Here is a 19,256-nt window from a genome sequence, read left to right as displayed (position 1 = left end):
TATCTCTAATCTTAAGGCAAAATCGCCTTTCTAAATAGCCGATATAATTATGTTGCCTTGGATACCTGAGTTGTTACTTTTTTTTTAATCTGTCAAAGTAGAATTAAGTAAACACAATTACACTAACCTGAACCCAATATTAATTAACAGGGTAGTAAAATCAATTTAACAATTACAATCCAAACGTAACTCAATATGAAGATTTTCTTCGGTTCTGTCGCATTAAACCCACATGATTTTTAAAAGCATACACTATTTAATTATTACGAAGCCAAAGAATTAAATCATTTAAATGTAGTTGATTTTGAATCTATAATATGATTTTCTCCAATGATATTTATAATTTCAATTCCTGCCAGAGTTCATTGTGCTGACTCAAGGTCTTTAAATCCTCTACTGATGACTATTTTTCTTTTGATGTTACGATGATCCTGTTTGGCAATGTTGTTCAAACACTTGCATTGTCTCCATTTTACATTCTTAAAATTTCTCTTGTTGAATGTCATTATTCCTTCTTTATTTGCTCCACTCTTATCGATACTTATAACACGTGGGATACTGTTGTTCCCAATCGCTTTATTTAAATACTTCTGAGCAAATCCTTTCATTCTTCTCTTGATAATTAAGCAACCTATTGTATTTCCATCCTTATCCACCGCGCTCTATATAATACCAATAACAACATGAAATGAGCCTTAATTTGAAATAAACTGCCTGGAGGATTTTTGCTTTGGGATATCGGTGGTACTTGAACATATAACCTATGTTTTTGTGGAAAGGTAAAATTAGCAAGTATTAAAAATCAAACTACATAGAATCTGCTGAAAAAGTTCAATTTTTGCAATAACCTGTTGATAACTAAAGTAAAAGGTTAATAAAGGAATCCCCTAGAATTCATTAAGTGCAAGGCTTTTAATAAATTAGTATCAAAAGCCTTGCAGATATGATCAATTACACACCACAAAATCAGTTGAGACTAGAATTATTTAAGCATCCGTTCGAAAAAGAGTTGGATAAGAAAAATAGATGGGTAGTTTTAGTGGAACTGATACCATGGGATGAACTAGCGTCAGTTTATTGTCAAAAATTAAATTCTACCACGGGCCGAAAAAGCGTAGATGTAAAAACTGTCATTGGTGCATTAATTGTAAAGCACAAACTTAACCTGGATGACAGGGGTACTATTGATATGATATCTGAAAATCTCTATATACAGTACTTTTGCGGGCTAAAGGAATTTACGGTAGATTCGGCTTTTGATCCAAGTTTGTTTGTCGAAATCAGGAAAAGAATGGGAGGCAAGGAATTCGATGCCTTTAACAAGATTGTAATAGAGAAGTCAGAAAGAATAAAGCCACACCAGTCCAGGTTAAAAAGAAAAGATGATAGCCACAGTGATGGAAACAAAGGCACACTGAAGGTAGACGCTACTGTTGCGGACCAGGAGATAACCTATCCCACAGATCTTAAACTTCTGAACGAATGCCGTGAGAACCTGGAGCGGATAATTGATTTGTTGCATAACCACTCGATAGATAAAAAGAAGCCTAGAACCTACCGAAGGGTTGCCCGCAAGGACTACCTTGCTGTGGCTAAAAACAAGAAGAAGAGTTCAAAAGCCATCAGGAAAGGCATGAGAAAACAACTCCAATATGTCAGCCGGGACATTAAGATAGTTGACAGGCAGATTCTTGATTTAGATAGCAAAGTCAAGTTAAGCCATCGCGATTTGGAAATATTATCAACAATCCGGAAAATATACGATCAACAAAAGGTAATGTACGATACCAAGACCCATAAGTGTGATAACCGAATTGTAAACCTATACCAGCCTTTCGTGCGGCCAATAGTTAGGGGAAAGGATAAGTCAAAAGTAGAGTTTGGATCAAAGTTTAACATGAGTGAAGTGGGTGGTTTTTGCCGAATAGATAAGTTTAGCTGGGATGCATTTAACGAGGGAGCTGATGTTAAACTTCAGGTAGAAAATTTTAAAGATCTGTATGGCAGATATCCAAAGTACTTTCTTGGCGATGGCATCTATTTAACACGTGAAAACAGAGGTTTTTTAAAGCTGAATAATATCCAGATTGTCGGGAAACCATTTGGCCGACCACCTAAAATCAAAGTGTCATCAGCTCAAAAACATTATAGGAAGAAGAATCCTGCAGAAAGGAATCACGTTGAAGGTAAGTTTGGTCAAGGAAAAAGAGGATATGGACTCAATAATATAAAGGCAAAACTTCAAGATACTTCTGAATCATGGGTAAATGCCATAATTTTTGTAATGAATCTAACTAAATTAGTTCAGGTAGCCCATAAATACGGCAAACTTTGCGGCTTATTTCTTAAAAATCATATTAAAGCGTTATTAGCACTGGTTTATTTTCAACAATATCGTTTTCAGATTTGTACTGTAAAAATAAATCAACAAAATATAAAATAGAACTTCAGCAAACTCTATTTATCTCTTCTTGCTCTGAAGGTTTAAATTGCTGAAAGTAATAACCATCAAATCTGTTTAATCCTCCCTGGGTCCCAAACCACATAAATCCATATATATCCTGCGCTATGGAGGTAACCTCATTTTGTGACACCCCATCTGCTACTGATAACTGAGTAACAGAATAGTTTTGAGCATTAAAATCTAAAAAATGAAAAAACAATCCTATACCAATAAATACAGCTTTATAACACCAGTCCCTGTAAATTGCTTATAAAATTTTCGTTATAAGCAACACTATACGCCTAAGATATTAAAACCTTTATTAATTATACTTGGGTATATGTACATTTTACAATCTCCTTCTTAAAGTTATGTGCCAGTTAATCAGTTTCACCAAACACCAGTTTACTAAGACACTAGTATTATTATGATAAGGTAATTCAAACTAAGATTCATCCCGAAATCAATCTCTTTTCATCTTTGGTGAACGCTTAGGTGAACAGATATTTCTTTACCACTCCAAACACCGGTAATTATTGCGATTTGGAAAGTTGGTTCGAATCCCCCCCTCTCCGCCTTCGCCCGCCAAAGCATTTTATTGCGACGGCGGGCTTTTTTATTGTTTACAATTGTCTTTTCACGAAAGAGGGAAATCTGCGGCCTGCAACTGAGATACTTCGCTAACATGGAATTTTTACCTGTCGTTTTTCAAATTAATGTGAGCTAACACGGGATTTTAGCGGACCTTTTACCGTACAATTGGAAAAAATCTTAGAATAGCGGGAATTGTCCATGGATTCTACGCAATGTTGGAAGGTCTCACATTAACAAAATGGTTTGAGCATTATTGACGTGTGAGCGCGAATGCTTACGTTGATTTCTATACTTTAATAATATCACTATTGCAATTTGTACAATGCCACTCTGGGTCATCGTCACAAATTACACAACCTCCAAGAACCGTTTTACCAGTATCCAATTTTTCTTGTAATCTTTCATCCCAGATAGGCATCCCATAGAGAATATTTGCAATTGTCGAGCTGCCACACTTTGGACATTTTCTTGGTTTCCTGTTACAATAGTATTTATCCATTTTTTATCTAGACTTATTCCACATCCTTTAAATATGTAACCTCAAATGACTTACAAAGCCTTTCTTCCTGAATATTATTGGCAAGGTTGAACGGGTTTTTAAAGTCATAAGGTTGAAAAATATCTAACCCTCTATCCATACTTATTTTCCAGCCTGTATCTGTTTCAATGCTTCTTGCATGAAAACTTTGTGATTGGTCAAATTCAAAATCGAAGATAATTCCGGAACCATCAATGCTTTCTTTAAGTTGCTCTAGTCTTTCTTCGGTTTCCAGTTCCCTAAACTCATCACATTTGGTAACCAGTTTTAGCTCTATATCTTCACCTTCCTGTTTATTTTTCAGTAGCATCTGAATAAATTCCATAAAGTTCTTAACCTGATAGAATTGGCGAACATAAGGATCTAATACCGTTATTTTTGTAGCTCCATTGATGTATGGAGCGAATAGCTTCTGATAGCTAATTCCTTTTGAGTTTTCTTCAATAACTAAGTGCTTGCCGGAAAGAAGTTCTTCAGTTTTCTTTTCTTTGGCTTCAGTTTCAATCGGTTTAACTATTACAGGTTCTCTACCAGTTGAAACCTTACTCAAAGAAGGATATTGTTTTTCTTCTAAGGTCAGTATGGAAACTGTTTTATCATCTTCCTTCGATGTGTAGGAGAAATCTACCTCTTCAAAGGTTTCATCCATTTTTTGCAATTGCTGCTTTACCCTTTTCCTGTTCTCAATGGAGAAATCCAATATTACTTTAGCTTCTTGCTCTGTAACTTCTCCATGCGGATATATCACCTTTACCAAACCAGCAAAGGTCTTAGCAATAGATGTTTTATCTCTTGTTGTTATGGAATCTGACAAAGTAAAATACTTCGAAAACTCATTGGTTTTATCTTCTTTTCTAAGCTCTTTTAATACCTCTGCTAAATAATCAACAATAAATCCATAATTCGAGGTAAACATCTCATTACGTAACTTCTGAACTTCCCAACCAGGAAGGTAAGCATGCATCCTATCCAGAAAAGCTGTATCATAGTAATCCTTTGGTAATGCATCAAATAAGTTACTATGCTTGATCATATGCGGAACTGAATGATCAGTGTTCCCAACAAAAACCATAGATGCTGATGCACCATAAACTTCCGTACCTCGAGAGAATGATTTATTCGCCATATAATTCTTCATGATATCTACCAAACCTCTATCCGACTTTTTGGTTTTTCCGGCAAATTCATCATAGGCTACCACATCCCAATATCCCACAAGCCCAATTTCTCCAGAACTATTGTTGACAAATAGCTTCGCTTTCGATACCTCACCACCAGATATCAATATGCCATGCGGAGACATCTCAGAGTAAATATGTGATTTACCCGTTCCTTTGGGGCCCAATTCAATCAGATTATAATTGTTCTCCACAAAAGGAACCAACCGGGTTAATTGTAGCAATTTAGAACGAAAAGTAAACTCTTCTGGATTTAAGCCAATGCTTTGTATAAGCATATCAATCCACTCCTCCTTTGTAAAGTTTTTGCGCAGCTCTTTATATTCGTCCATTTCTACATTGGATACCTGAATAGGCTTTAAATTCTCGATGATCCATGGTGAACTATCTTTTTCGTCATTTGAAAAATAAGCTAAAGTAAGAATACACCACACTCCACTTGATAGTAATTTCTTGTGACTTCGAATGATAGCATCAGAAATAGGTATCTTGGCCAATCCTAAATTTGCAAACGATGCTTCATATTGGTCTAAACGATCATTGAGTTTAACCGAGATCTTATCAATAATCCTATGCGATCCCTTTTCCCTTACCGTCGATTTTATTATCTGGGCTTCATCTCTATGGACAAAGTGCTTAATAACGATGTTTTTTACTGTTTCAACACCCTGGTTAATGGTATCTTCATCATCAGTGGCACAATACTGGCCTAATAAATACTCAAGTACATAAGTTGGTACTATGGCATTTCCTTTCACTAATTTAGTAAGGTCTTTTCTTACTACCTTTCCACCAAAGTATTTATTAATTTTTTCATCTAAAGTTGTCATACTGTCTCTTTGGCTTAAGATTAAATTCCATCAAAATCGTTTGTAAACGATATATTTAAGGTATAAAAATAATCTTTATACTCTCTCCACTTTGTGGTTCCTTCAACAGGTTCCTCCAGCACTAAACGAACGCGCTGATTCTTATATTTACTGCTAGCTTTAGAGCTTAACTGAAATCTATGCTTCACTTCTCTCATTCTTTCTGAACCTTCGGCAATATCAAAGTTATATTTGAACTGATCACTGAGAAGTTCGCCATCTTCAGCATAAATAGCTGTTCTTAGTACTCTTGGCAATACCTGCTCTGTTACCAAATTACTCTGAATAAAGGATACCGAAAGAATATTGGTGGTTATGCGATCTGTTGATTTAATGATATCAATATCAACTTGACTCACTGTGTCTTTTTTCTTTTTGGTCACATTAACAAGCGGAACCACAATTTCCTGTAACGATGTGCCGCCATGAATAAAACGAGATCCAGCACCTTTAACTCTCAATCGGTTTATTGATTTTGGAAACAACAAATCAATATCCGTTGATAGATTCAAATCTTTACCCTTAAACAGCTTCGTAGAATTATCTCCTTGTAAATTTTTACCTATGACAAACCGTCTATTCTCTTTCCACACTTCACCCTGATGGTTTGAAACAGAAAAATCACTCTCACTTAATTCGCTATGCTGATATAAAAAGCCATGATCCGAGGTCACCATCATATTTGAACCGTTCATATTGGCTATTTTTTTCATGAGATCCATTAAAAACTGCAGTTCATCTTCTACAGCCTCAAATACTTTATCCTCGCTTGTTTTGTCATCACCTACCTTATCAATCCTATTGTGGTAGATATAAATTAAATCGTACTTTTTTACAAAAGCCCGTCCCTCTTTGGCTGAATTCATTTTCATAAAATCCTCGGCCTTAATGGCAGTTGCATCAACACCCGAATTGGATAATAAAACATTACTTCGTCCTTGTATACCTGAACTGCTCATATTATCGGCAACTACAATATCTGACTTATCTTGTATAGCCAAATTCTTATGGGGTAACATGGATGCCATGCCTAATTGCGTATAGGATGGTAACGAACTCAGCATATAGTCAATAGATGACTCATATCGATTTTCTGATTGAAGGCGTTTACTTAGTTCTGCACCACACTCGTATCGAAAAGCATCGGAAATAATAACAAAAAGGCGCATTTTCTTTTGAATAAAGGGTTTTACATGTACATTAAAGAATTGTTGCTGACTATGACGTACACCTGTTGGCCAAGAATCTAAGGCATCAATAACTTGCTGCCAATTATTTGTAAACTGAAGCAACCAATCATTGGAATACACCTTCTCAACTTGATCAAATAATTCAGATAGTATTTTGTTTTGATTGGTCCTGCGGTAGCTAAAAATAAACTTTCGGTAGACACTATCTACCCGGTAAAGCAACTTTGTGTAATGCTCAACACCCTCCGACAAGGACTCATATTGTGTGCTTGAATACTTTCGTATTAAAGCAATTAAAGATGATGCTTCTTGTAATGATTGATAAAACGCACTAAATTCATTAAACCAAAATTTATTTTCCCGTTGCTTAATGTACTGCGAAACTTTATCGTAACTAATGGTTTCCGCACTAATCTGATGAACCAATTCATGTATTACTTTTAAATCGGACAAGCGGAATAGCTCATCACCAATTGTCTGATCAAGGTTGGCATCGTTTAACTTGGTCTCCAAATCAATATCTTCGGCAATTTTACCAGACACAACATTAAAGCTATCTCTATATTTTATAGTATCTCGCCATAGAGATAATATTAATCGAGTTTCCTTACTCACAGTTCCCTTCTTGCCTAGGGAAAAGTTGTGTTCAAATACTTCCAGTAAGAAATCGTAAATGGAAGGTTCCTCATTTTGGTAGTTATATTTTCGGGTTACTTCGCTCCAATAAAAATTAGCCAGGTTATAACGCTCTAATTCTTTATCATACTTTTCGTTTTCATCTGCAAATGCTGATCCATGGGCATGTATAAAGGTGACTAAGCTGATATTCTCCGTATCAAATAATACTGCCAGCATTTTATAACGAATGTCCCGATGCTCATCGCCTTCACCTAGTAGTTCCTTTAGCTTTAGCCGACGTTCCTTCGCCTCGAAAAATTTCACATGTTCTGCTACCAACTCCTTTAAATGATAACCTAAGCCTATTTCTTGCAAAAACATGGCTTCTTTATCTGTATGGAAGACATGATAAGCCAATTCCAAGTCGAGCAACCAGTTTTCTTCATTTAATGGTTTTGGACTGGTAAAATACAGCAGGAACTTTTTATTAGGATGTTGCTTAACAACAAGGTGTTTTACTTCAAATTCATTGCCTTGAACATGAACTTTTTCAACACCATCCATATCCAACTCATTGAACTGCTGGGTTAGCTCTACTTTTTCATCGTACCAAAAAACAATGCGATGATTTTGGAACTGCTTGATTAGGGCTTGAGATATGTTGTTCATATTAGAATAAACTTAAGAAAAATTTATAATTACTCAATACGAAGAAACCACTGGTTGATAATACTATTAGGGCCCAGGTGATGTATGTATTATTGCGTTGCTTTATAAATATCTTTTCCTGCATTTCCGAAGTTTTAGATAGTGTCTCGGAGATGCTTTTCTCCATGTTTTGAATTTTTTGCTGAATATGATGAGTTTCATTATTAGTTTTAGCAATTGAGTTATTAAGTTTCTCTAATTCGTTAGAAAAATTAATAATTGATAACTGTTGAACTAACCTTTGTATTTTATCACTATAAGCAATAAGCGTTTTAATAATATGCTCGGCTTGAGTAGTTTGCTTTTCTATGGATTCAATGGCGATTTCCTTGATTCCATTTATAGACTTATTATTGTCCGATTTCAGTTCATTAATGGACGTATTAAAATCCTGAATTTCTTTAGATATGCAATTTGTATTTTCTTTTGTTATGTTCCCAATCCTAGATTCAAATTGAACCAACTTATCAGAAAAATTAACTATGATGGTTTCAATAGCTGCTGTAATTTGTGCTTCTTGATTCGTTATTGTTTCGCTGGTTAATGATCTTAGTTCATGGATTGCGTTATGGCTAATCTCCTTAAGCTTAATTGTTGAGTTAGTGAAATCTTCAATTTTTTCAGTAATAACATTCTTATTATTTTCTGTTTCACTCCCTATCTTATCCTCGAAGGCTACAAGTTTATTAGAGAAACTGGCGCCAATGGTTTCAATAGCTGTTGCTATTTGCACTTCTTGATTCTTTGCTGTTTCGCTGGCTAATGACTTTGCTTCATTAATTGTGTTATGACTAATCTCTGTCAGTTTACCAACAGCCTTATTGAAACCTTGAATGTTTTCAGCAATTCCTTTTTGACTTTCCCGCGCTACATCTGCAATACTGCTCTCAAAATCAATAAATTTTCCATTTAAGTTGATGATGACGGCATCCAATTTATTTGCTAAGTCTGTTTCATACTTCTTGATAAGTTCAGCAGATTGGTTGTTGACATTCTTGAGTTCAGATTTAGTAGTTTCTTCTATTTTTTTTGCAGTTTCTTTAAAGGTTTTTACCTTTTGACCAATACTCTGATCCCCGTTATCGATAGAATCATGCATCTTTTGTTCAAAATCAGCTAATGAGACAGAAAATGAATGAAGAACAGATGACGTTTCATTTTTAATGACATCTGCCATTTTTTTTACTTCTTGAGCGAGGTCTTTGGTTGCACTGGATAACATAGTGCCTGTTTCAGCTACTTTTTCTACTTGAACTCTTGCAGAATCAATTTTTGTTAAACTCTGTTGTATTTCAACTAATGACTTATTAATATTTTCAGACTTCATTATAAGGTATATTTTGTGGCTATATTACTTATTTTATTGGCATGTATTGCAAGAGACACTTCTGATTTTAACTGAAGTAAAAATGTTTTATCTGTAGATATTGGTTCTAAAATACTATTATAAACTTCAAATAAATCCCAAAACGCTAACTTATCTTCAGTGCGCTTTTCAAATTCCATTACTCCATCCTTGTAACTGTTAGTTAATTCCTCCACTAGTATATCATTGTTATTGGTACCCAGGTAAAATAAACAAAATGCATTTAGCAAAGAAAGCGCCGGGTTGGAATCCGTTAATGATCGACGAATTAAACGCACCGCACCTTGCAGGTGTTTTACATTATCAATGGGTACACTAGCACCTACTAACTCATCATTGATCACTTTCATATATTTGAATAAAATATGTGCAGATGATTCTTTCCCTCTATCTGTATCCATGGTTAATGAATATTCTTCACCATTATCTGCTATATAGTCTTCTTTGGCATATTTAGAGTTGAAGTAATAGTAGATAAAGTCCTTCAGTTCTTCATTTCTATCTTTCCAGTCTTTCGATTCATCAATACCTGCAATACAGAAGTTACGCATATCGTCAATCGCACGTTTCCTCTTTTCTGATATCTTATCGTAAATAAATTCAATCAGATATTCCAGGCAACGATTTATTTCATTTTTTACCGGATAATCAGGATCTTCCTTGATATTAAATCCTTTCGCTTTCTCCAGCTCTAGTGCAGACCTATCTGTATTATAATATCTTAATAAAAAACGGTTTAAACCCTTGTAGTATCCACCTTCTTCCTTTCTTACAGATACGATTCGATAATGACCATTCTTATAATCTTGTGTGAAGTCTTCAATCAGCCCAATACAAGTCATACGGTAAATAGCCTTGGCTACATCTATTGAATCACCTTCAATTCCTTTTTCTTTATCTTCATCAACATATGGTATAAATGAAACAATTTCCTCCCCCACCTTAGCAGCCAAAAGAGAAGATAAGAAACCTTTAACTTTCTTAACTGATTTCATCTCCATATCATTGCCAAAGAACATATCTATTGTTTTTAAACTTAAGATATCATTCATAAATTCTTTTTCAATGATAGCTCCTTTAAAGCTATTGTTATAGAAATACATTACCGTCTCATAGTCTGTATTTTGGTATTGTATGTTTTTCTTTCTAACATCTAAATTATCTTTAGCCAACTTCTCTTGCAAATCCTTTAGATAATGCCAGCCTCTTGCATTATCTGGTACTCTTGAAGCATCACATTTTTCATATTCATGACATAAGTCTTTACATTTTTTCTTTGCAAAAATATAAATCTCTTCATCTTCAACCTTTTTTCGAACAGAACAATTTACTTGAACAATGTCTGATTCCGGCGTACAGTAATCAATATATTCTGAATCTATAGAAAGCTTATAATGATTACAGATTGTTTGCAGGTCTTCTGGATAAAACCAATGGTTTTTAATGTGTTTTAAAGGGAAATCTAAAATTGGAAAATTCTTGTTAATTCTTGCCAACTTATAGTTTGACACCAAAATAGTGGAAAGAGCCATCTTTTGGTCACGACCTGCACGACCTGCTTCCTGCACAAAACTTTCTAAGGAGCTGGAATAATTCATATTGATGGTAAAGCGAACGTTTGGCTTATCGATTCCCATGCCAAAAGCTTTAGTGGCTACCATAATGGCTTGTTGGTTATTTCTGAATAATTCAAGATTTTTCATGGAAGAATCACCATCATCTCCTCCAAAGAAACTACCTATATCCTTTATATCACTTTCTAATGCTTTTTTATTTGCAAGTACAGAAATACCTGTGTTTGCTTTGTGGGGACAAAAAACAATACCGGCTTGTTTATATTCCTTATTCTTATCGAAATATTTATTGGGCATCTCAACCGTTAAATCGAACTCTTGTAATTGAATGTTTTGACGTTCGGCAAATGCATGTTGAATCGTTTTTAAAGCATCTTCGGACTGTAATTCATTCAAATATTTAGGCACTTTTTTAATATATTCAGACAGAACTTTACTTTTAGATTCATTGATGGCTTGTGATGATTTAGGTGCAAATAAATTAACAGCTTTAGGTAATCCTGAGTCTAATAAGCCATATTTATAAAATGGATCCAATTCATATTCAACATTCACTTTTTCAACTCGATACTGTAGCTCTAATCGGTTGGTGTTTTCGTATCGAACAATGGTATCCGCATCTAAATCGAAGGCTCCTTCACCGGATAACTCACGTTCAACATCCGCCAGTACATCAAATGATGCGGTAGCTGTTAGTCCAAATAACGACACATTGCCTTCTTTGGCTTTTACATATTGGTATATATTTCGTCCCATATGTAAATAGGAGAATCTAAAGTCATGCCCCCATTCCGATACACAATGCACTTCGTCAAGAACACCGTACGCAAAGTAAACATGGGTCTCGTGCATTAGTTTTAAGCGTTCTCTGAAATTATATATACCTAGTCGCTCAGGAGATAGAAATACAAATAACAATTCCGATCTTTCCATTTGCATTGCCCGATGTTCTTTATCTGAAACTGTAGAGTTGATATATGTACAGCAATCAATTCCTGCCCTGACTAAACCGTCGTACTGGTCTTTCATTAAAGAACTCAGCGGGTCTACAATCAACGTAACTCCAGGCTGTAACATTGCGGCAAGCTGGTATGTTAATGATTTACCACCTCCCGTAGGTAGTAATCCAATAACACAATTATTTTGTAATGCTCTATGAAGGATGGGCAATTGCCCTGGGCGAAAATCTTTTTTCCGAAAGAGGAGCTGAAGAAAGAATTCCAGCAATTCTTTTGATTCAGTAATATCAGTATAATCCCCACGAGAATCCTTAAACACCAAATCACGATATTCGATCTTGTCACTCGTATAAATTGTTCTTTTACTTCTTTTAGTTTGAGCAGGTTGAACATTAAAATAACATTGATTTCTGCATTTAAATGTACTAAAGCTGTCTTTTTCTATGCTACTATATTGCAATACAGACATGTCAATCACTAAATCATATCTCGTATTATTATCAAGTTCCGAGCTATCTGTATAAACTTTATTACCAAGATGCAGAGGGGACTGGCAAAATTCTATAGGGCTAACAATGTCGAGTTCAATGTTAGGGAAATCCATATCCTGATATAATTGGCTTAAGCTTGCCAAATTATTATAAAGCAGTTCTAAATCTTTAAAAGCAATTGCCGCACATGGCACATCCTTTTCTTCCACCAATATTCTCCAGGTATTCTTTTCAATATCTAATTGATCAGTCATTACTGCTTCCAGGATAGTTTTTTGAATCCGAGCAATAGCAATAGGAGATAGCACCATTTGGGCTTGAACTATATCAATATCAGAATAATCTGGTATGTAATTGTTTTTTAGCTGTTTGCGAATCCAATTTAATACATATAGATAGTCAAAATCGTCATGAAGACTAAAAGTGATATCCCCGTTAGGGCGATCCTCTCTTTGGGTCATACCAAATGCTTGTTCAAACTGAGATTCTATAAAAGGGCTTGCTTTAGTAGGCAGTCCTCTTGTAACCATATTATTTAAAACCGCTAAAAGAGGATGAACATCATCATAAACACTTGCGCCAATATCGAAAGGTGTCGCTGTTTCAAAGCAAGTTAGTTTTTGGTAAAATTCATTAATCCTTTTTTGTTTGTTTTCATCTAATCGTTTTCGTAAGGTTCCAATACAATCTAGCTGATAAGCCCCATGAAACTGCACTGAAGGATAGAACTCAATGGGGATCAGATGACCTTCTCCAGTATATTTTAGTTGAAAGACTTTTATATTACAAGTACAGGTATTTGAACCTCCGTAATTGAATTGTGATTCATTCTTTTCGTAAAGTGCTGGCACGTCAAAGTAATCATGAAAAGCATCAATACGTCTGTTCCCATAGTTTAAAGGCCCTACGCAGATAATATAATTATCACCTAAAACTGAATTGTCTACCTTTTCTGATAGCAGTTTAAGGTCAATCTGTTTAATATCCAAAATATTGGAAAATAAATGAATGACCGGATGATTACCATCTGATTGAATATCTTCATGATCCACCTCATCCAGGTATTTATTTATAGCCCTTATCTTATTGAAATCATTGACATAGGAATTCACATGCAAGGCAGCTCTTTCCAATGCTTTCTCAGACGGTTCAATGAGGGTAACCTTATTAACTTTGGTTTTTTTATTATTCGCAGAAACAAAATCAAAAAAAGCCAATGTTGCCATCCCTTGGCCACATCCCCAATCAACTATTTCAATATTTCCAAAAAAAACATCATCCGCCAATCCATTTAAGGCATCATGTATCTTGCCTTCGTGCATGTTTCCATAGGAAAATAAATACTGACACATCAACTCATGAGAATCTAATAAATCAACACCATGATTTAATTGCCTCCACAACTCATCTCGTTCTGGTTTGGGTAAGTGACTTATGCTATCGGCAGCAATTTGTCTAATCTGCTGAAAAGTAGGATCTTTTAACTCTTGTATTAAGTTTATGTAGTGTTGCATAGTTAAAGGCCGGTAATGGTATCACAAACAGGATTTTCTTTATGTGCTTGGTAGTTTTTTTGCGCAGCTGCTCTTGAAGTATTGGCATAACAGTATACACATTCATGCGGACAGGTGTTGTACTGGCCAATATCTTTACTTATAATACAGCCACATAATTCACGTTGGCCTTTGTCTTTTTTGTTTTTCTTCTTTTCAATTTTAGGTGTAGGGTCGAAAAGAGAAGCAGGTGTAATGGAGACACCCAGGAATTTCATCAGCTCTTCATCATGCGGAAATAGGTCAATCATCAGATCATCATCCACACACTTGTTGTGTTGGATACCATATTGTTCCAAGGGTATTTTTTCGGCACAGGTACCAATTTCAAAGTTCCATTTTTTATTGAGTTCCTGAAGCCCCTTGGCAAACTGGTGCATGGTGGTTTCGGTAAACTCCTGATAAGCAATATTCTCTTTTTTAAGGTTGTTAGCTACTTTCTTATATATTCCGATATCCGCAAAACTGAATACCAGTTTGTTGGTATAGTTTTGTAACTGGTCGCCTATGTTTTTAACTCGCTCCAATAAGGTATCAACGGTAATGGTATCCGTTAATATCATGGGGTCGAATCGCCAAATAACATACTGTTTCCCGATCTGCTCCGAGAGTTCAGTAAATGTATTGATGCGACTCTGCACAGGCGGAACATTGCCTTCGTAACCTTCTAAATCATAATCGTTGAGTGTAAACTGAAAATAGAAGTTTTTAATGTTCTCCTTCAAAATAGGGAGATGTTTCATCATAGGTCGCGGATTCTTGGTCCAAAAAACCACGGCTCTGGTTTTTTCAAAAGCCACATATAATGGTACCCCATTAAAAGGATTCTTCCATTTGATGTATCTTTTTTTCCATCGTTCTATAAACCAATCGGCATAAAAAGCCGGTATGTCGGTACTGCGACTGGCCGACACGATGATGGGTGCCTGCGCGCTTACTTTTTGGCCCTGATCGTTTGTTATATCTATTTTTGTCCAGCTCATTTAATAACTCTAAAAGTTAAGTTTATTCGTTCTTTTACTTCTTTTTTTGTTTTGGGCACCTGGTGCTGCCAATAGTGCTGTAACTCACCAGCCATAATAAGCAGACTGCCATGGCTTAACCCCAATTCTATTTTCTCTTTAGTTTCTCTATGCCGCAATTGAAATTTACGTGTGGCTCCAAAATTAACTGAAGCAATAATGGGGTTTGTTCCTAGTTCTTTTTCAGCATCGGTATGCCATGATATGGAATCATTACCATTACGATAACGGTTTAACAATACACTATTAAACCTTGTTTCTGCCTTTGGTTCTATCTTACGCTTTATCTCCAATAAGGTCTCGTTCCATTGCATTGGAGCAAGGGTAATGCCCGAAAATGAATAAGGTTTGTCATTGTCGCCATACCATGATGTTAGTCTGGGGAAGGGTAATTTTTTCCCATACATATTCATGAATTCCTGCTTCCATTCAATATCATTCAACAAAGACTTGAAATGCCTGTTGGCCTCATCCATACCGAAAAAAATTGGCACGTATAAGTATTCACCATTGGTGATATTTACCCACTGTGGTTCAACACTTTCTTGATTAAACAGATTGAGTTGTTTCATAGCTTAATGTTAGAAATTAAGATTCTGCAGCACTTCCTACATAACCCTGATTCCTGAATAATTTAGTCACCAATTCTCCTCCGATTTGATAAGTCTCTTTGATTTTATCAGATCTCAGAGATTTACCTGGCTGCATCAGATTGACGGTATAGTCTTTTATTTTATCTCTGTTTGCATATATAAATTGCTCCATCTTATTAAAACTACCTTGATTTATAGCTCCATTTGGGGATATGTAATTAATCATTTCCGAACGACCACCAAGGTTACTTACAAATAGGTGACCAGCATGGTCTCCCTTTAAACCATTTAGTTAGGCATTAACCGCTGTATGTGAATAATCTCCTCCATTTTTTTTACTCCGTCATCTCTTCCTTTTCATCGTACCAAAAAACAATGCGATGACTTTGAAATAATTGATATAGTGCTTGTGATATATTAGTCAATGACATGCTTAAAAAAAAATTGTTTGCTTTAGAGCTTGTTAAGTAAAAGTTATACAGATCATAACCTTAAAATTATGAATGGTTATTATATAACTTACTAGGAGCCTGTCGGACTTTAGCCTTTTTTAGCTTTTCCCATGCCCCCCTATGCTATTCTAAAGGGCTTAACTTGGTATGTCCGACACACTGCTAGATATAGTTTTAACCAAATTGGCTAACATTACCCACTATAGCAACAATAGTAATTAATCTTTTCAGATTTTATGACATAATCTTGAGTTGCTTCTATTAACCAATAGCATTTATCATCATCAATGATATTATCTACCAACTCTACTTGTTTTAAAGTGTATTCTTTAAGGCTGACCTTTATATTCCGAACAACTTCCGTGTTATCTGAGTTGTGAATGTTTTTAACAATCAAGGTTACCTTTTTCCCAAGACGATTCTCTAAGTCGGCCGCTACTTCGCTTTTCTTTAAGCCAAACTGAGTTGAATGTAATTCATCTGCATCAACATTAATCATCCAAATAACAATTACCTCTTTGATAGTACATTTTTCATTTTTTAATATTTCTTCATAAAGAGGAAGCAAATAAGATGAATTTTCAGAAATAAAAATTACCAAAACCTTCTTATCTTTTGAAACAAGTTGAGAGAGAGGCTTTACTTTGGGAGCAAAACCCTTCTTCTTTAACTGATTTTTTTGTGATAAAGAAAGGTCTCCATAAAAAGCATTTGACTCAAAATCTCCTGACAACTTTACTTCTACATCAAAATTACGGTTGATATTTATATAGTTAAACCAATCCTGATTGATAAGTCCAACTTGCTTTTTATTATCACCAAAAAGAAAATCATTTTTAAAAGGCTCCCGTAATTGCTTGTTTGAAAGAATCAAAGGCGTCTCTTTTAGTTCCGACTCTTTTAAAAAGAGTTGTTTATATATTAAATCCTCTTCATCAATAGAACGGAATGTTAATGGTAAACCAATTATTTTCTCTTGTTTTTCTTTAAAATAATTAACTAGAGATATAGAGTTTTTCTCTATACTCAAGAACTGGTCTTGAATTAAAGGATTAGGGAAAATATAATCTACTTCCTCAATAAATAAAGCTTGAAAAAATATCGCCCAGCAAAGAATCTCATATTCATTATCAACATCCCTTATCTCTTGCAATATCTCATTTATTTGATCACCTATATTATGCGCATTCACTTGTTCTTTGGTCATACATGCAAAGAAATATCCTAACATGACCGTGGAGTTCTCGTTAAATAAATCAGGCATAGATCTGAGAAGCTCATGGTTTTTAGCGAGATCTATTATGTCAAAATCTAAAAACCATTTCTTATGTTTTTTAATTTCATGCTCATTCAAACTGCTTTGATTGGGTATTAATAAATGATCTATGCAAAATTTCCCCCACCAAACTAACCGGTAGTAATTATCACTTTTATAATCACCTGTGTTTACTCTTAATATAGGAAATCCACCAACCGATAGTAGTTCTAAGATCAATTGTTTTGTAAAATCATTAGGAGTTAACAAGGCCTCATAAAACTGACTTATTGTTGCTTGCTGTTTTTTATATTTGTAACCCCAAAGCAATAGTTGTGTTAAGCCACGTCTAATCGGCAGATATAATTCAGTACATATTTTTTCTTCGTTCATACCCAATAATTCCCCCTGAGGATTAGAGCTGTCTTTCACTTTTCTATTTGACAACCGAAGCATACCATTAGGAATACGTAATTGATTTTTAAATTGGTTAAGTTCTACCTTAGGTATTTCAAACATACTAATTGAAGAAAACAAAACAACAATAGTAGTATCATCCCGTATCATACCATCTTCGTTTATTTCAATTAAATACTTTCGGTCTTTCGTGGATTTTGTATCACTTAATCTATCTGCAATTAATTCGATGAATTTTGAAAAACACAACTTTTCAATTTCTTTATATGTTAAATATATTTTTATCATGACCATTTACATTTTATAATTATCCAAAAATATCGTCTAAAGAAACAGATGAAGATTCTTCTTCTACTTCCTGTTTTAGTTCTTTAATCTTCGATATAGAATTTGGGGTACGAAGGATATAAAGACCCGAATTAGTCCTAGTTAGAGATACATAAATAAGCTCGTCCAATTCATCCTCGGAGTTAAAATTTGAAACAAAGTAATCATCCGTCTCAAAACCAAAAACTATCACATTTTCAAATTCCAACCCTTTGGCACTTGAGCTGGTAATAAGTAAAGGTGTAGTACTTGTAAAGTCATGTTCGCGAAATGCTTTATTATCTTCGAAATAATGATGCTCAACATTCAGGTGGTTTAATTGGTTATGCATGGCTTCTAGACGTCTTTTTGATGGACAAATGATACCAATACGGTCACGTTGATTTTTAAGTGCTGGCAGTATTTTTTTTATCTCGCTGGCTTCTTTTGCTATACTTATATCAATTATTTTTACATGTTTTGTATCTATTTTGGATACTTTTTTCTCTAAACCTTCTTTACGCCTTGAAAATTTATCTGCCACTTTAGCTATAAATTTATGAAACCGGAAAATATCAAACAGGCGTTCTACTAGGCTGTCATCGGTAACATCTCCTCTGGTTAAATCTGTTTTATAAACTCCTTGGTTAAAGTCTCCCATTGAAGTTATACGTCCTGCCATTTTTCTAAGCAGCTGCCATTCTTTTCTGTTTAAATCCTGAACCTCATCAATTACAGCTATATCCCAGTTTTGTTTATGTTCCAGTTTCAATAATTCCGTAAGAATATAATTATATTTTCTTTTATAAGGATCTTCTTTATGTGGGTAAATTCGATGTTGACTGGCCAAGCCCCAAAAAAATTTATCCTTAGTTGCTAAAGTAACATTATCAAAAATCCCTAATTCTTTAATGCTGGTTTTTAAATAACCATATAGAGAATGGTTGTATAGTAATACCAATGGTTGCACTACTTCACTTTCAATAATGTTTTTAATAGTGTATAAACTTATTAAAGTCTTCCCTGACCCAGGAGGGCCCTCTACAAACAAGTTAGATGGTTCCCGCGATATGCGGCGTATTATTCCTTTCTGATCATCTGATAATTTGTTATAAGGTATTAAAAACATA

Annotated in this window: 11 protein-coding genes and 1 pseudogene; 1 reads left to right on the top strand and 11 read right to left on the bottom strand. The window is 34.8% G+C overall.

Annotated features, from left to right (window positions below; translation table 11 throughout):
• Window positions 1-362: 362 nt before the first annotated feature.
• Window positions 363-656, bottom strand: coding sequence for a DDE-type integrase/transposase/recombinase (locus ACT29I_RS22855; RefSeq protein ID WP_444794516.1), 294 nt, complete (start codon window positions 654-656; stop codon window positions 363-365).
• A 287-nt stretch (window positions 657-943) separates the two neighbouring features.
• Between ACT29I_RS22855 and ACT29I_RS22850 the strand changes: the two genes are divergently transcribed.
• Window positions 944-2,443 (top strand): IS5 family transposase, encoded by a 1,500-nt coding sequence (locus ACT29I_RS22850; protein ID WP_444794515.1) that lies wholly within the window; start codon window positions 944-946, stop codon window positions 2,441-2,443.
• Between the two features lie 4 nt (window positions 2,444-2,447).
• Here the strand turns inward: ACT29I_RS22850 and ACT29I_RS22845 are convergent, their stop codons facing one another.
• The 10 genes and pseudogenes from ACT29I_RS22845 to ACT29I_RS22800 form a co-directional block, all read right to left on the bottom strand.
• Entirely contained in the window at window positions 2,448-2,594 is a 147-nt protein-coding gene (locus ACT29I_RS22845; RefSeq protein ID WP_444794517.1) for a two-component regulator propeller domain-containing protein, read from the bottom strand.
• 955 nt (window positions 2,595-3,549) lie between these two features.
• On the bottom strand, window positions 3,550-5,583 hold the full coding sequence (brxL, locus tag ACT29I_RS22840; protein ID WP_444794514.1) for a BREX system Lon protease-like protein BrxL: 2,034 nt from the start codon (window positions 5,581-5,583) through the stop codon (window positions 3,550-3,552).
• Between the two features lie 20 nt (window positions 5,584-5,603).
• A complete protein-coding gene (gene pglZ, locus ACT29I_RS22835; protein ID WP_444794513.1) occupies window positions 5,604-8,099 on the bottom strand; it encodes a BREX-1 system phosphatase PglZ type A in 2,496 nt (831 codons plus the stop codon).
• 1 nt (window position 8,100) lies between these two features.
• Window positions 8,101-9,465 (bottom strand): hypothetical protein, encoded by a 1,365-nt coding sequence (locus ACT29I_RS22830; protein WP_444794512.1) that lies wholly within the window; start codon window positions 9,463-9,465, stop codon window positions 8,101-8,103.
• Window positions 9,465-14,042 (bottom strand): DEAD/DEAH box helicase, encoded by a 4,578-nt coding sequence (locus tag ACT29I_RS22825; protein ID WP_444794511.1) that lies wholly within the window; start codon window positions 14,040-14,042, stop codon window positions 9,465-9,467. The genes ACT29I_RS22830 and ACT29I_RS22825 overlap by 1 nt, the downstream gene beginning before the upstream one ends.
• 2 nt (window positions 14,043-14,044) lie before the next feature.
• The gene (locus tag ACT29I_RS22820; RefSeq protein WP_444794510.1) at window positions 14,045-15,064 is read right to left on the bottom strand and encodes a DUF1848 domain-containing protein; all 1,020 of its coding nucleotides are present in this window, start codon (window positions 15,062-15,064) and stop codon (window positions 14,045-14,047) included.
• On the bottom strand, window positions 15,061-15,675 hold the full coding sequence (locus tag ACT29I_RS22815) for an alpha-ketoglutarate-dependent dioxygenase AlkB family protein (protein WP_444794509.1): 615 nt from the start codon (window positions 15,673-15,675) through the stop codon (window positions 15,061-15,063). The genes ACT29I_RS22820 and ACT29I_RS22815 overlap by 4 nt, the downstream gene beginning before the upstream one ends.
• Window positions 15,676-15,691: 16 nt before the next feature.
• A pseudogene (locus ACT29I_RS22810) lies at window positions 15,692-15,961 on the bottom strand (DNA/RNA non-specific endonuclease); the annotation flags it as partial.
• A gap of 380 nt (window positions 15,962-16,341) precedes the next feature.
• Window positions 16,342-18,108 carry a hypothetical protein gene (locus ACT29I_RS22805; RefSeq protein WP_444794508.1) on the bottom strand — a complete coding sequence of 589 codons (1,767 nt, stop codon included), beginning with the start codon at window positions 18,106-18,108 and terminating at the stop codon, window positions 16,342-16,344.
• A gap of 19 nt (window positions 18,109-18,127) precedes the next feature.
• Complete coding sequence (locus ACT29I_RS22800) at window positions 18,128-19,255, bottom strand: DNA/RNA helicase domain-containing protein (protein ID WP_444794507.1); 1,128 nt, start codon at window positions 19,253-19,255, stop codon at window positions 18,128-18,130.
• Between the last annotated feature and the right edge of the window lies 1 nt (window position 19,256).

It is taken from the genome of Saccharicrinis sp. GN24d3, from assembly GCF_052400645.1.
GTDB lineage: Bacteria > Bacteroidota > Bacteroidia > Bacteroidales > Marinilabiliaceae > Saccharicrinis.
This window is presented reverse-complemented; position numbering and strand designations above follow the sequence as displayed.

Excerpts from the sequence above, each read along its gene's own strand:
- ACT29I_RS22850 (WP_444794515.1), top strand. The coding sequence starts at position 944 with ATGATCAATTACACACCACAAAATCAGTTGAGACTAGAATTATTTAAG.
- brxL (WP_444794514.1), bottom strand. The coding sequence starts at position 5,583 with ATGACAACTTTAGATGAAAAAATTAATAAATACTTTGGTGGAAAGGTA.
- pglZ (WP_444794513.1), bottom strand. The coding sequence starts at position 8,099 with ATGAACAACATATCTCAAGCCCTAATCAAGCAGTTCCAAAATCATCGC.
- ACT29I_RS22830 (WP_444794512.1), bottom strand. The coding sequence starts at position 9,465 with ATGAAGTCTGAAAATATTAATAAGTCATTAGTTGAAATACAACAGAGT.
- ACT29I_RS22825 (WP_444794511.1), bottom strand. The coding sequence starts at position 14,042 with ATGCAACACTACATAAACTTAATACAAGAGTTAAAAGATCCTACTTTT.
- ACT29I_RS22820 (WP_444794510.1), bottom strand. The coding sequence starts at position 15,064 with ATGAGCTGGACAAAAATAGATATAACAAACGATCAGGGCCAAAAAGTA.
- ACT29I_RS22815 (WP_444794509.1), bottom strand. The coding sequence starts at position 15,675 with ATGAAACAACTCAATCTGTTTAATCAAGAAAGTGTTGAACCACAGTGG.
- ACT29I_RS22805 (WP_444794508.1), bottom strand. The coding sequence starts at position 18,108 with ATGATAAAAATATATTTAACATATAAAGAAATTGAAAAGTTGTGTTTT.
- ACT29I_RS22800 (WP_444794507.1), bottom strand. The coding sequence starts at position 19,255 with ATGTTTTTAATACCTTATAACAAATTATCAGATGATCAGAAAGGAATA.